This window comes from Sphingomonas sp. GW822-FHT03G08, assembly GCF_058801135.1.
In genome coordinates, this window is sequence record NZ_JBXAMZ010000001.1 from 152,363 (window position 1) to 166,375 (window position 14,013).

10 protein-coding genes and 1 tRNA gene are annotated in these 14,013 nt (G+C 68.8%); 5 read left to right on the forward strand and 6 right to left on the reverse strand.

Annotation, left to right across the window (positions count from 1 at the left end; all coding sequences use genetic code 11):
- The first annotated feature begins 27 nt into the window (after positions 1-27).
- Positions 28-2,940: a beta-galactosidase GalA gene (gene galA / locus AC1RJ5_RS00490; RefSeq protein WP_493111103.1), complete on the forward strand. Its 2,913-nt coding sequence runs from the start codon at positions 28-30 to the stop codon at positions 2,938-2,940.
- A 134-nt stretch (positions 2,941-3,074) separates the two neighbouring features.
- On the opposite strand, the gene nagE is transcribed toward galA, so the two are convergent.
- The 6 genes from nagE to AC1RJ5_RS00520 form a co-directional block, all read right to left on the reverse strand.
- Entirely contained in the window at positions 3,075-4,784 is a 1,710-nt protein-coding gene (gene nagE, locus AC1RJ5_RS00495) for an N-acetylglucosamine-specific PTS transporter subunit IIBC (protein ID WP_493111105.1), read from the reverse strand.
- Positions 4,781-7,270 carry a phosphoenolpyruvate--protein phosphotransferase gene (gene ptsP, locus AC1RJ5_RS00500; protein ID WP_493111107.1) on the reverse strand — a complete coding sequence of 830 codons (2,490 nt, stop codon included), beginning with the start codon at positions 7,268-7,270 and terminating at the stop codon, positions 4,781-4,783. Before ptsP ends, nagE begins: the two co-directional genes overlap by 4 nt.
- A 74-nt stretch (positions 7,271-7,344) precedes the next feature.
- Positions 7,345-8,478, reverse strand: coding sequence for an N-acetylglucosamine-6-phosphate deacetylase (gene nagA, locus AC1RJ5_RS00505; protein WP_493111109.1), 1,134 nt, complete (start codon positions 8,476-8,478; stop codon positions 7,345-7,347).
- Entirely contained in the window at positions 8,475-9,521 is a 1,047-nt protein-coding gene (locus AC1RJ5_RS00510) for an SIS domain-containing protein (RefSeq protein ID WP_269575566.1), read from the reverse strand. The genes nagA and AC1RJ5_RS00510 overlap by 4 nt, the downstream gene beginning before the upstream one ends.
- Before the next feature lie 37 nt (positions 9,522-9,558).
- The gene (locus tag AC1RJ5_RS00515) at positions 9,559-10,386 is read right to left on the reverse strand and encodes a copper homeostasis protein CutC (protein ID WP_493111112.1); all 828 of its coding nucleotides are present in this window, start codon (positions 10,384-10,386) and stop codon (positions 9,559-9,561) included.
- Positions 10,353-10,429: transfer RNA gene (locus AC1RJ5_RS00520), tRNA-Arg, on the reverse strand. Before AC1RJ5_RS00520 ends, AC1RJ5_RS00515 begins: the two co-directional genes overlap by 34 nt.
- 59 nt (positions 10,430-10,488) lie before the next feature.
- Between AC1RJ5_RS00520 and AC1RJ5_RS00525 the strand changes: the two genes are divergently transcribed.
- From AC1RJ5_RS00525 to AC1RJ5_RS00540, 4 genes are all read left to right on the forward strand, one after another.
- Positions 10,489-11,238: a queuosine precursor transporter gene (locus tag AC1RJ5_RS00525; protein ID WP_269575564.1), complete on the forward strand. Its 750-nt coding sequence runs from the start codon at positions 10,489-10,491 to the stop codon at positions 11,236-11,238.
- A 4-nt stretch (positions 11,239-11,242) separates the two neighbouring features.
- Positions 11,243-11,581 (forward strand): hypothetical protein, encoded by a 339-nt coding sequence (locus AC1RJ5_RS00530; RefSeq protein ID WP_342250503.1) that lies wholly within the window; start codon positions 11,243-11,245, stop codon positions 11,579-11,581.
- Between the two features lie 55 nt (positions 11,582-11,636).
- A complete protein-coding gene (locus AC1RJ5_RS00535; protein ID WP_269575562.1) occupies positions 11,637-12,467 on the forward strand; it encodes an alpha/beta hydrolase in 831 nt (276 codons plus the stop codon).
- A 205-nt stretch (positions 12,468-12,672) separates the two neighbouring features.
- Positions 12,673-13,974, forward strand: a complete 1,302-nt coding sequence (locus tag AC1RJ5_RS00540; protein ID WP_493111115.1) for a methyl-accepting chemotaxis protein — start codon at positions 12,673-12,675, stop codon at positions 13,972-13,974.
- Positions 13,975-14,013 lie beyond the last annotated feature (39 nt).

Consider the following 14,013-nt stretch of genomic DNA (forward strand, 5'->3'; position numbering starts at 1 on the left):
TGCAGCGGCCTCAGTCGGAGTATCGTCATGGATCGTCGTCAACTCCTGCAAGGGAGCGTCGGCGTCGGCGCTCTGCTGGCGGTTCCCATGGCGGAAGCCGGAGCGGCGCCGGTTGCCGGGGCGAAGGGTGAAGGTGACGGTTTCCCGATGCCGCGCCCGCTGAACGGCGTGGCACCACGCCTGCCCGAGGGCGATCCCTCGCGCACTCTGCTCGAACTCGGCTGGCGCTTCCATGAAGGCGATGTCCCGACGCCCGAGCCGCAGGGGCATCACGAGACCTATCTCAGCGTCAAGGCGGGCAACGCGGTGGGCGCTGCGGCGACCGGTTATGACGACAGCGACTGGCGCGAGGTGCGGCTGCCACATGACTGGGCTGCGGCCCAGCCTTTCGTCGAGACCGCCAATGTCTCGCAGGGCTATCGCCCGCGCGGGATCGGCTGGTATCGCCGCACGCTGCGCCTCGATCCGGCGGACAAGGGCAAGACGCTCGAGCTGCATTTCGACGGCATCGCCACCAATGCGACGATCTGGATCAACGGCAGCACCGTCGCGCACAACTGGTCGAGCTACAACAGCGTCTATGTCGATCTGACGCCCTTCGCGCGCTTCGGCGAAGAGACCAATGTGATCGCGATCCGTGTCGATGCCGATGCCAAGGAAGGCTGGTGGTACGAAGGCGCCGGCCTCTATCGCCATGCCTGGCTGGTTCGGCGTCCGCCCGTGGCGATCGTCAGCGACGGCGTGCACTGCGACCCGCGCCAGGTCGACGGGCGCTGGCAGGTGCCGGTGACCGTGACCCTGGCCAATGTCGCGCGCGAGGCCGCGGCTGTGGTGGTCGAAGCGGTACTGCTCGACTCCGATGGCCGCGAAGTCGCGCGTGGCGAGGTCAAGGCAAGCGTGCCGGTGCTGGATCGCGCGGAAGCGGTGCTGCTGCTCGACGCGGGAGCGCCGCGCCTGTGGTCTGTCGAGAACCCAACGCTCTACGCGGTGCGGACGCGGGTACTGCGGGACGGTGCGGCGATCGATGAGCGGCGCACCGCGATCGGCTTCCGCACGATCCGCTTCGATGCGAACCAGGGGCTGTTCGTCAACGACAAGCACGTCAAATTGAAGGGCGTGTGCCTCCACCAGGACCATGCCGGTGTCGGCGTCGCAGTGCCGGATTCGCTGCATCGCTGGCGGCTCGAGCGGCTCAAGGACATGGGCTGCAACGCGATCCGCATGTCGCACAACGCACCCACCGCCGAACTGCTCGACTGGTGTGACCGGATGGGCTTCCTCGTCATGGACGAGAACCGCCTGTTCAACCCCGCGCCCGACTATATGGCCCAGCTCGAATGGCTGGTGCGGCGCGATCGCAACCATCCGAGCGTGATCCTCTGGTCGGTGTTCAACGAGGAGCCGATGCAGGGCACCGGCGCCGGCGTCGAGATGGTCCGGCGGATGATCGCGGCGGTGAAGAAGCTAGATGGCAGCCGTCCTGTGACCGGGGCGATGAACGGGTCGTTCTACAACGAGGTCAGCGTCGCCGGCGAGTTCGACGTGATGGGCTTCAACTACTACCAGGCCGATTACGACAAATACCACAAGCTGCACCCGAACCAGCCGATCACCAGCTCGGAAGACACCAGCGCCTATGAGACGCGTGGTGCCTTTGCCAGCGATCCGGCCGGGCACGTCATCACCTCCTACGATACCGAGGCGACGAGCTGGGGGGCTACGCATCGCGATACCTGGAAGAACATCGCCGAGCGGCCCTTCGTTGCCGGCGGGTTTGTGTGGACCGGGTTTGACTATCATGGCGAGCCGACGCCCTATGCCTGGCCGACGATCGCCAGCTTCTTCGGCATCCTCGACCTGTGCGGCTTCCCCAAGACCGCGTTCGACATCCACCGCGCCCATTGGATCGACGATCAGGATGTCGTCGGGATCGCGCCGCACTGGACCTGGCCGGGCAGGGAGGGCGAGGCGATCAAGGTGTTCGTCAGCTGCAATGCCGAGACCATCGCGCTGCGGCTGAACGGGCGGGAGCTGGGGGTGCAGAAGGTCGATCGCATCATGGGCAATGAATGGAGCGTGCCCTATGCGCCCGGCCGGCTCGAGGCGATCGCCATGCGGGGGGGCAAGGTTGTTGCCCGGGCCGTCCAGGAGACGGCTGGCAAGCCCGTTGCCCTGCGGCTTACGCCTGCCCGCAGCCTGATGGCCGGGGATGACGAGGAATGCCAGGCGATCACGATCGACGCCGTGGATTCCAAAGGCCGGCATGTGCCGACCGCCAATTTCATGACCCGGTTCACCGTCCAGGGCGCCACCATCCTTGGCGTCGGCAATGGCGATCCCAACAGCCATGAGGCGGAGCAGGTACAGCCGAACTCGGGATCGCGATCCCTGTTCAACGGGCTGGCCCAGATCCTGATCCGGGCCAATGCCGGACCCGGGAAAATTGGTCTCCGCGCGGAAGCGGAGGGATTCGAACCTGCCTCGCTGAGTATCGCGAGAACCGATGTAAAGCCGCGTCCGCAGGTGGCTGTGGTGCGCCAGGTGCAGGACCTGCGGGAGTGGCGGCGGTCGCCGCTGCTGGCCGCGCGGCCCGAGCCCTCGCTGGCGCCGGCGGATGGGGACAATAACAGCTGGGACTTTGTCCGCAGCGGCGTGTCGACCCCGGCCGAGCAGCCGGGCTGGCGGGTCTATCGCACCCGCTTCACGCCGTGGAAGCGCGTTGCCGGCGAAGGCGGGACGATCGCGTTCGAGAGCATCGGCGGCAAGGCGGAGCTCTGGGTCGACGGCAAGCTGCTGGCGACCAAGGCCGGATCCGCGCCGGGCCCGCTGAACGCGACGCTGCCGGCCGGGCAGGGCGCGCGGATCGTGGCGTTGCTCGTGGAAGGTGCCGCGAATGCGCCTTCCGGGCTGCTGGGCGCGGTGGCGATCACGCCGCGCTGAGGCTTCCGACGGAATCAAGGAGCGGCCGGTTTTGATGCCGACCGCTCCAGGGAAGCAGGTGAAATCCTACATTTCAACTAGCTCCAGGGCATAGAAACCCTGGGCCCCGGCTTTCGCCGGGGAGCGGAGGGGTTCTACGCCGCCACCAGCGCCTTCGCGCCATCGGGGGCGAGGAGCAGGTGGACCACGCCTTCCGACGGGTGCGCGACCGAGCGGACGCCGAGTGCCGCCAGCGCGGGCTCGCCGGCCTTGGCCGGTTCGCACAGCTCGACGCGCAGGCGCGAGCCGAGCAGGCGGGCGCCAAGGACATTGTCCGCGCCGCCCAGCGCCGCCAGCGCGGCCGGGGTCAGCACGGTCTGCCCGGACAGCGCCGCGACCGGCGCGGCAGCGGTAACGACACCGCCCATCGCCAGCGCATCGCGGATCTCCACCGCGACCGAGTCCGCGATCGGGCCGAGGACGACCTGCAGCGCATTGGCCGAGGGACGGATCACGCCGCGCGCACCGAGCGCCTTGAGCGCGGCCTCATCGACCTGGGCCTGGTCCTTGACCATCAGGCGCAGGCGGGTGGTGCAGGCATCGACGCTGGTGATGTTCGCGCCGCCGCCCAGCGCGCGGGCGAAGTCCGCACCGCGCACGCCGGTGCTGGCCACGGACGCGGGCGCGGACGCAGCCTCGGGCTCGCGACCCGGGGTCTGCAGGTTGAAGCGGCGGATCACGAAGCTGAAGATGCCGTAGTAGAGCGCGAAATAGACGATGCCGACCGGGATCAGCAGCAACGGGTTGGTCGCCTTGCCGAAGTTCAGGACATAGTCGAACAGGCCGGCCGAGAAACCGAAGCCGAGCTTCACGTTCAGCAGGTCCATCACCACCATCGCGATGCCGGTGAGCACCGCATGCACCGCGAACAGCGCCGGCGCGAGGAACATGAAGCTGAACTCGATCGGCTCGGTAACGCCGGTGAGCGCCGATGTGAGCGCGAGGCTGAACAGCATGCCGCCGACAGCCTTGCGCCGCTCCGGACGCGCCGCGCGGTACATGGCGAGGCAGGCGGCGGGCAGGCCGAACATCATCACCGGGAAGAAGCCGGCCATGAACGATCCGGCAGTCGGATCCCCGGCGAAGAAGCGGCGCAGATCGCCGTTCGCGCCGTGGAAATCACCCTGCACGAACCAGAACACATTGTTGAAGATGTGGTGGAGGCCGGTGACGAGCAGCAGGCGGTTGATCAGGCCGAACAGGAACAGGCCGATCTCGCCCGCGCCCGTGATGCCGTGACCAAGCCCGTCGATCCCGGCGCTCAGCTGGGCGAAGCACAGGCCGATCAGGCCGGCGATGAGGACGCCAGCAAAGCCGCTGACGATCGGCACGAAGCGGCGACCGCCGAAAAAGGCGAGATATTCCGGTAGCTTGATCGTCGAGAAGCGGTTGTAGAAATTGCCGCCGATCAGGCCCGACAGGATGCCGATCGGCACGTCGAGCCGCGCGATCGCCTTGGCCTTCCACGCAGCGGTAGTCAGCTCGAGCAGCGGGCCGTCCATGCCGGCGGTGACGTCGGCCGGAACGGTGAGCAGCACCTTGGCGGCTTCGGTGGCGACCAGGAAGCAGGTGATGCCGGCCAGCGGCGCGGCGCCGTTGCCGTCGCGGGCATAGCCGGTGGCGACGCCGATCGCGAAAAGCAGGCCGAGGTGCGAGAAGAGCGCATCGCCGGCGGCGCTGATGAAGGCGATGTCGAGCAGGTCGGGCTGGCCGAGGCGCAGCAGCAGGCCGGCGACCGGCAGCACTGCGATCGGCAGCATCAGGGCGCGGCCCAGCGGCTGGAGGAGTTCGAGGATCGACTTCATGCGGTGAACTCCCGGGCAAGAGCGCGGACATCGGCGGCGGTTGCGCAGGCAAGCGCGGCCTGGGCATGGGCTCGGACGGCGTCGAGCTTGAGCTCGGACACCAGCGCCTTGATCTCGGGGACGATGGCGGCGGTGGCGGACAGTTCCGTCACGCCGAGGCCGATCAGGATCGGCACCGCCAGCGGGTCGGACGCGAGCCCGCCGCATACGCCGGTCCAGCGGCCCCGGCTTGCGGCACCCTTGCAGGTGTCGGCGATCAGGCGCAGCACGGCGGGATGGAGCCCGTCGATCGCGCTCGCCACGCTCGCATTGCCGCGATCCATCGCCAGGGCATATTGGGTGAGATCGTTGGTGCCGATCGAGAGGAAATCCGCCTCGGCGGCGAGCAGATCGGCGGTGACCGCCGCTGCCGGCGTCTCGACCATCACGCCCAGCTCGACCTTTTCGGTGATGCCGAGTTCGGCCCGCACCCGATCGAGGATTTCGCGGACGCGGCGCAGCTCATCAACCCCGGCGATCATCGGGATCATGATGCGGCACTGGCCGATCGGCCGGACGCGCAGGATCGCGCGGATCTGGTCTTCCAGCAGCTGCGGATGGGCGAAGCCGACGCGGATGCCGCGCAGGCCGAGCGCCGGGTTCTCCTCCGCCGGGATCGGCAGATAGGGCGCGGGCTTGTCGCCGCCGACATCGAGCAGGCGGACGATCAGCGGGCGGCCGGCAAGCGTATCGGCGATCGCCTGATAGTCGGCGGCCTGTTCATCGACGCTCGGCGCGGTCTCGCGGTCGAGGAACAGGAATTCGGTGCGCAGCAGCCCCGAACCCTCGGCACCATTGGCGATGGCGATCCGGGCATCGGCCTGCGAGCCGAGATTGGCGAACACTTCGATGCGGGTGCCGTCGGCCATGTGGCAGGGCCGGGCGGCGGCGGCGAGCGCCACGGCACGGCGCGCGGCACGTTCGGCGACTTCGCGGCGGGCTTCCTCCAGCGCGGCCTCGGCAGGCGCGACCTGGAGCCGGGCGAGGCCGGCATCGAGGATCAGCGGCGTGTCCTCCGCGATCTGGCGCAGCACCGGGCCGAGCGAGACGAGCATCGGCAGGCCGATATTCGCGGCCAGGATCGCGGCATGCGAAGTCGGGCCGCCGCGCTCGACGCAGAGGCCGATCACCTGGCGCGGATCGATCGCGGTCACCTGCGACGGCAGCAGGTCATCGGCGATCAGGATGGTGTTCGGCGGGAAGGTGAGCGGGGCTTCCTCGGCGCCGGAAAGGGCGAGCAGCACGCGGCGTTCGAGATCGCGCAGATCGTCGGCACGCTCGGCGAGGCGCGCGTCGCCCGATGCGGCGAGCGCTTCGACCTGCGGCGCGATCGCGGCGCGCCAGGCGATGCCGGCGCTGGCGCCGTCCTGGATGGCCTTGGCGGCGCCGGCGCGAAGGTCGGCATCGCCGAGCATCGCGCGGTGCGCTTCGATGATCGCGCGCTGCGGGCCGGCGGCATGGCCGATCTCGGCATCGAGGCGCGCGGCGAGGCTGGCGCAGGCGGCGTCGAGCCGGGCCTGTTCCTCGGCCGCGCCCTTGCTGGTCGCGTCGACCTGGATCTCGGGCAGGCGGAAGCGGCGGGCCTGGCCGACGGCGAGGCCAGGAGCGGCGGTGACGCCGGTGAGGATGCCGTCGGCGGGGAGGGTGGCCGGAGCCTGTACGACGGGAGCTGCCGGCGCGGCGACGGGGGCGGGGCCATGGCCCTTCTCGCCCATGCCGCTTTCGATCAGGGCGGCCAGCGCCGCGGCCGTGGCGGCGGCATCCGGGCCGGTGGCGAGGATCTGGATCTCGTCGCCATAGCCGATCGCCAGCGTGAGCAGGCCGACCGGGCTGCGCGCATTGGCGCTGCGCTGCTGCTTGGTGATGGTGACATCGGCGGCATGCTCGCCGAGCAGATCGCGGATGCGCGCGGCGGGGCGGGCGTGGATGCCGTGCGCGAGCGGCACGATGATCGTGCGCTCGACGGTCTCGCCGCTAGCCTTGATGGTTTCGGCTGCAGTGCCAGCCTGGGGTTCGAGCGCGAAGATCGCGTCGCCGACCTGGACCGGGCCGTCCGCGCGGCTGCGGACCAGCGCGAAGCCCGGGGTCTCGAGCAGCAGCACCGGGGTGATCGTCGACGGGGCGGCGCAGGCGATCGCGTCGAGATCGAAGCGGATCAGCGGCGCGCCGGCCGCGACATGGTCCCCGACGGCGACGCAGGGGCTGAAGCCCTCGCCCTTCAGCGCCACGGTGTCGAGGCCGATATGCATCAGGATCTCGGCACCCTGGGCGGTGCGGATCGTCACGGCATGGCCGCTGGGCTGAAGCACCGTGACTTCGCCGCCGCACGGGGCGTGGAGGCAGTCCCCGGTGGGATCGATCGCGACGCCGTCCCCCAGCATGCGCTGGGCGAAGACGGGATCGGGGACCTCGTCCAGGCCGGACAGCCAGCCGGCCAGCGGAGACACGATGGCGATGCGCCCCGCGAGAGTTTCGTCGAGCGGCGGCGGCGAGTGCGTGGGCAGGGCTTGTCTCCCGGAGATCAGGCGATGCGGTTGCCAGCGATCCAGGTGCCCGCGGGCATCAGGTCGCTGGTGAGCTGGACCCAGTCGGCGACGAGGCCAGGGGCAAGTGCCCCACGCTCGTCGCCCAGGCCCAGGAAGGCGGCAGGACTGGTCGCGGCCATCATCGCGGCATCGGCATGCGACAGGCCGATGCGGTTGACAGCATTGCGGAAGGCGCCGGCCATGTCGAGCGACGAACCGGCAAGCGTGCCGTCTTCGCCCAGGCAGCGCCCGCCTTCCACCAGGATGCGGCGGCCGTGCAGGTCGAACTCGGCCACGTCCGCGCCGACGCAAGGCATCGCGTCGGTGACCAGCAGGAACCGATCGAGCGGGCGCGCGCGCATCGCGATGCGGACGGGGGCGTCGTGCACGTGGAAGCCGTCGAGGATCAGGCCGCAATAGATGGCCTGGTCCTCGATCGACGCGCCGACCACGCCGGGGGCGCGGTGGAGCAGCGGCGACATCGCGTTGTAGAGGTGGGTGACGCCGGTCATGCCCGCGGCGATCGCCGCCTTGGCGGTGTCATAGTCCGCGTCGCTATGGCCGATGCTGAGGATCACGCCGGCCTTGTGGAGCGTGGCGATATCCTCGAGCGAGACCATCTCGGGCGCGAGCGTGAGCATCACCTTGCCGCGGCGCGGGCGGGTGAGCAAGGCGAGGAAGTCCGCGTCGAGGCGACGGAACTTGTCGGCGTCGTGGATGCCCTTGCGGGTGACGCTGATGACCGGGCCTTCGATATGGACGCCGATGACGCCGGGCACCCCGGCTTCGATGGCGGCGTCGGCCGCGTCGAGCGCCTGGGCGACGATCTCGGGCGTGTCGCTGATCAGCGTCGGCAGGAAGGCGGTGGTGCCGTAGCGCGCATGCGCCCGGCCGATCGCCGCGATGCCTTCGACATCGGGCGAATCGTTGAACAGCACGCCGGCGCCGCCATTGACCTGGGTGTCGATGAAGCCGGGGACGATCCAGCCGCCGTCGAGGTTGATGGCGGTATCGGCCGCGGCATCGGGCGTGATGCCGGCGATGCGGCCGTCGATGACCTCGATGGCTGCCTGTTCCAATATGCCGCCGGGCGTGACGATATGCCCGTTGGTGAAGGCGAACACGGTCATCGCGTCTCGGTCACCTTCTTGAGGTAGAGCGGGCGATCGGGATCATGGCCGCGTGCCAGCGAGAGCGCATTGGCCATCGGATAGAAGCTCTGGACCATCAGGATCGGCTCGATCGCGGGATGGCCGGGGATGCCGGGCAGGCTGCCGCTCGCCTTGGCGTCGGCCAGGCAGATGCGGGCGCCGCGCGACGCGAACTCGGTGGCGGCTTCGCGGACGCTGTCGCCGGCGGTGTCCGAGGTGGCGAAGGCGAGAATCGGGAAGCCCGGGCCGACGATCGCCATCGGGCCGTGGCGGACCTCGGCGGCGCTGAACGCCTCGGCATGGAGGCCGCAGGTTTCCTTGAACTTGAGCGCGGCTTCCTGGGCGATGCCGAAGCTGTAGCCGCGGCCGATGACGAACAGGTTGTTCGCGTCGCGGAAGGCCTGGACGGCGTCGCTCCAGTCGAGGTCGCGGGCGGTCTCGAGCTGGGCGGGCAGGGTGTCGAGCGCGGCGCGCAGGGCGTCGTCCTCGGCCCATTCGGCGACCAGCGCGACGAAGGCGGCGAGCGCGGTGATGTAGGACTTGGTCGCGGCGACCGAGCGCTCGGGGCCGGCCTTGAGGCCGATCAGCGTGTCGGCCATCTCGGCGAGCGGCGAGGTCTCGTCGTTGACGAAGGCGACGACATGCGCGCCGGCTGCCTGGTGGGCGCGGACGGTGGCGAGCAGGTCGGGGCTGCGGCCGCTCTGCGAGATCGCGATGCACAGCGCCGAGCCGGGCGTGACCGGTGCGGCGAACACCGAGGCCACGGAGGGCGCGGCGGAGGCGACGGGGATGCCGATCAGCGTCTCGATCAGATATTTGCCGTAGCTGGCGGCATGGTCGGACGAGCCGCGGGCGCAGGTGACGATGCGCGCGGGCGGGTTGGCCCGTAGCCGCTCGGCCAGCGCGGCGAAGCTTGCCTGGTTCGCGGCGACCAGCCGGCGCACGGCCTCGGGCGCCTCGGCCGCTTCGGACTCCATCAGCGTGACGGTCGTCGTCGTCGTCAGGTGTTCGTCAGCCGCCATCATACCCCCGCTTACTATCGAAGCGGGCAGTGATAAGTCATATATTGGTACTGTTCAAGGTTCTATAGTCGGCAAGGATGCGGCGCAGCGCGGCGACCTTTTCCGGGTCGGTGTGCAGGCCGGGGCCGGTCTGGAAGCCGAAGCGCTGCTCGGCCTCGCCGGGCGTGCCGCCGGGGCTGCGGCACGAGGCGTGGATCTCGGGCACGCCGGTGGCGAGGATGGCACGGGCATTGGTCGCGTCAATACCGCTGCCGGCGAGGATGCGGATGCGGCCCTCGGCCTGGCGGGCGAGGGCGGCGAGCGTGTCGAGCGCATCGGCGGCGCGGGGCGCGCAGCCCGAGGTGAGGATCCGGTCGAAGCCCAGCGCGATCGCGGTCTCCAGCGCTTCGAGCGGATCGGGGACGAGATCGAAGGCGCGGTGGAGAGTGAGGCTGAGCGTGCGCCCGGCCTTCGCACCTTCGGCACGGGCATGGGCGACCCAGGATGCGAGCAGTCCGGCGTCGAGTCGGTAGTCGGCGGCGCTGGCGCCGATCACCACGCCGGCCAGCCCGGCCTCGGCGGCGAGGCGGATGTCGTCGGCGACCATCGCGGCTTCGGCCGGGCCATAGCGGAAGTCGCCGTCGCGCGGGCGGCAGAGCAGGTGCGACGGAATCGGCGCGGCGGCGGCGCGGGTGACCAGCGAGAGAGGCGGAGTGAGCCCGCCCACGGCCAGCGCGGCACAAAGCTCGAGCCGGTCCGCCCCGCCTTCGATGGCGGCGTCGATCCCGGCGAGCGTGTCGATGCAGATTTCGAGCATGAAGACTTCCGGAGGACGGGCGAAGAACAGGAAATTGGCGCGCCCGGCTGGATTCGAACCAGCGACCACGAGCTTAGAAGGCACGTGCTCTATCCAACTGAGCTACGGACGCGCGCCGGGGCTCCCTAGCGTGGATTGCGCGGCAGCGGAACCGGGATCATAAATGCCGCCATGAGCCAGGGGGAAGGGAAGCCGGCGCAGGTCGCCGCAAACACGCTGCGCGGCGGGCATTTCCGCTATTACGACTTCGTGATGGCCGCGTTCGTCGCGATCATCCTGCTGTCGAACGTGCTTGGCGCGGGCAAGGTCTCGCAGATCTGGCTGCCGGTCTACAACGACTATTGGCCGTTCGGCGCGGGCATCCTGTTCTTCCCCGTCTCCTATGTGATCGGCGACGTGCTGACCGAAGTCTATGGCTATGCCCGCGCCCGCCGGGTGATCTGGGCCGGTACCGGCGCGGTGCTGTTCATGGCGCTGATGTCGTGGGTGGTCGTGGCACTTCCGCCGGCGCCGAGCTGGGGCAACCAGGCCGCGTACGAGACGATCTTCGGCCAGGTTCCGCGCATCGTCCTCGCCTCGGTCTGCGCCTTCTGGGCCGGCGAGTTCGTCAATTCCTATGTCCTTGCCCGCATGAAGATCTGGACCGGCGGCAGGATGCTGTGGAGCCGCACGATCGGCTCGACCATCGCGGGCGAGGGGATCGACAGCCTGATCTTCTACCCGCTCGCCTTCCTGGGCGCCGAGGGCTGGACCACCGCCCTGGTCATCCAGGTGCTCTTCACCCAATGGGCGCTCAAGGTCGCCTGGGAAGTGATCCTCACGCCGGTCACCTATCTCGTCGTCGGCTTCCTCAAGCGCCGCGAGGGCGTCGACGTGTTCGACGAAGGCACCGACTTCACCCCCTTCGCCACCCGGGTGTAAGGCGATGAGCCCGCTGCAATCGACCAAGTTCTGGCTGATCCAGCATGTCGGGCTCGCCAAGGATGCACTCCACATCTATGTCGGGCTCACGCTGTTCCTGGGCGCGGCGCTGGCCTTTCGCTGGCCGCTGCGGAGCTGGAAGCCGCTGGCCGTGGTGCTTGCCGCGGCGCTGCTGGGCGAGGCCTGGGATCTGCGCGACAGCCTGATCTACCGCACCCGTATCGACCTGTGGGGCAATTGGCACGACATCTGGAACACGATGTTCTGGCCCGCGATGCTGGTGCTCCTTGCCCGCACCACCAGGATCTTCGAGACACCTGCGAATACCCGAAGGAGTAGCTGACGCAGCCCGACAACGCTGGCATCCTCCGCGCGTAATTCTCTGAGGAGGGCAGAGCATGACCGCGACCACGGAAGAAACTTTCGGCAGCACCGGCCACGTCAACATCTTCTTCCGCTCCTGGCTGCCCGAGGGCGAGCCGCGGGCGGTGGTGGTGATCTGCCACGGGGTGAACTCGCATGGCGGCCAGCATGAATGGACCGCGCAACGCTTCGTCGAGAAGGGCTATGCCGCCTATGCGCTCGACCTGCGCGGGCGCGGCCGTTCGGACGGCGAGCGCTTCTATGTCGAGAAGATCTCCGACTATGTCGACGATGTCGCCGGTACGATCGCCATCGCCAAGTCGCGCCATCCGGGGAAGAAGGTCTTCCTGCTCGGCCACAGCGCCGGCGGCGTCACGTCCTGCACCTATACGCTCGACAACCAGGAGGAACTGGCCGGCTTCATCTGCGAGAGCTTCGCCTTCCAGGTGCCCGCGCCCGGCTTCGCGCTCGCCGCGATCAAGGGGCTCAGCCATGTCGCGCCGCATCTCGGCGTGCTCAAGCTGAAGAACGAGGATTTCTCGCGCGATCCCGAATGGGTCGCGAAGCTCAACGCCGATCCGTACATCAAGGATGAGGTCCAGCCCGCCGCGACCGTGGCCGCGCTGGTCCGCGCCGATGAGCGGATGCGCAAGGAATTCGATACGATCACGATTCCCGTGATGATCCTGCACGGCACCGAGGACCATGCCACGGTCTGCCACGGCAGCGAGTTCTTCTACGAACATGCCGGATCGAGCGACAAGACGCTCAAGATCTATCAGGGCCATTACCATGACTTGCTTGCCGATCTTGGCAAGGAAAGCGTGATGGCGGACATACTCGAATGGGTCGAGGCGCGAACGTAACGATCAACTTTGCGTAATTTATGTAATTGTACGCAAAGGCAAAAATTATTGTTACGTATATTGCCGAAGCGGCGTTTCCCGTGACTGGGCTCTCTATAATGCTCCGAGGTAGCAACATTTTGTTGCATGATCTGAGGGAGTGCCCATGCACTGGTTCGTCGCTAACGCGCCCATCCGCCGTAAGCTGCTAGTAGCGTTCGGCTCCATGACGGCGCTCGTCGCGCTCACGCCGCTGACGCTGCTGCTGTTCCCCGCGCTTGCCCTGGCCGTCGGCATCGCCACCATCGTGGCTGCCGCGGGCATGAGCGTCTGGTATCGCAAGGCGATCGCCGATCCCTATGTCACCACCGTGGTGCGCATGGAGGCGCTTGCCGCCGGCGATCTCGCCAGCGCGATCCAGTTCACCGAATATCAGGACTGCGTGGGCCGCCTGACCAAGGCGATGTTCACCTTCCGCGATGCCGCCGCGGCGCAGATCCGCCAGAATGAGGAAGCCGAGCGTCACGGCGAGATCGTGCGCGGCATGACCAGCAATCTCGAGCGGCTCGCCCAGGGCGACCTGACCGCCGACATCATCGAGGAATATCCGGCGACCTATGCGAAGCTGCGCGACAATTTCAACGCGGCGCTCGCATCGCTGCGCGCGCTGCTCGGCACGGTGACCGAAAGCACCATCGCGATCCGCACCGGCTCGGGCGAGATCGCCCAGGCCTCGGAGAGCCTGGCCCGCCGGACCGAAGCCAATGCCGCCAGCCTGGAGCAGACCACGGCAGCGATCAGCCAGATGGACCAGCGCCTGAAGGGCACCGCCGAAGCCGCCAACCGCACCGTGGAGCGTGCCGATGGCGCGACTGCGACGGTCTCTGACGGCCGCCAGGTCGTCGACGAGGCGGTGCAGGCGATGAACCGGGTCAATGACAGCGCCAAGGGCATCGACAGCGTGATCGAGGGCCTCGACAAGATCGCCTTCCAGACCCGCGTGCTGGCGATGAACGCCGCCGTCGAAGCCGGCCGCGCCGGCGAGGCGGGCCGTGGCTTCGCGGTCGTCGCCGATCTCGTCTCCGCGCTTGCGATGCGCGCCGAGGAAGAAGCCGGCCGCGCCCGCGAACAGCTCACCGCGACCCAGGTCGACATCGTCGCCGCGGTGGCGATGGTCGAGAAGGTCGATGGGGCGCTGGCGCATATCGCCGAGGATGTCAGCGGCGTGCACGAGCTGCTCAACCAGATGGCGACCGACAATCGCGCCCAGTCGACGGTGATCAGCGAGATCAGCTCGGCGATCGGCACGATGGACCAGTCGACCCAGCAGAATGCCGCGATGGTCGAGGAAACCTCGGCCGCGGCGCGTAATCTCACCGTCGAGATCTCGGCACTGGCCGAGCAGGCTTCGCGCTTCCGCACCACCGGCGCCGCGACCACGGCCTCGAGCGGGCGCCCGATCTCCTTCCCGGCGCGGGGGCTGGCTGCGTCGTCGGACGCGCTGGCCGGGGAGCATGCGTACAACTGATTTGCGACCCCGCGATTGGGCGCGGGGCGGCATCACGGT

Coding starts and splice junctions, on each gene's coding strand:
- galA (WP_493111103.1), top strand. CDS start 28: ATGGATCGTCGTCAACTCCTGCAAGGGAGCGTCGGCGTCGGCGCTCTG.
- nagA (WP_493111109.1), bottom strand. CDS start 8,478: ATGACCGTGTTCGCCTTCACCAACGGGCATATCGTCACGCCCGGCGGC.
- AC1RJ5_RS00540 (WP_493111115.1), top strand. CDS start 12,673: ATGACGGCGCTCGTCGCGCTCACGCCGCTGACGCTGCTGCTGTTCCCC.
- AC1RJ5_RS00525 (WP_269575564.1), top strand. CDS start 10,489: ATGAGCCAGGGGGAAGGGAAGCCGGCGCAGGTCGCCGCAAACACGCTG.
- nagE (WP_493111105.1), bottom strand. CDS start 4,784: ATGAAGTCGATCCTCGAACTCCTCCAGCCGCTGGGCCGCGCCCTGATG.
- AC1RJ5_RS00535 (WP_269575562.1), top strand. CDS start 11,637: ATGACCGCGACCACGGAAGAAACTTTCGGCAGCACCGGCCACGTCAAC.
- AC1RJ5_RS00510 (WP_269575566.1), bottom strand. CDS start 9,521: ATGGCGGCTGACGAACACCTGACGACGACGACGACCGTCACGCTGATG.
- AC1RJ5_RS00530 (WP_342250503.1), top strand. CDS start 11,243: ATGAGCCCGCTGCAATCGACCAAGTTCTGGCTGATCCAGCATGTCGGG.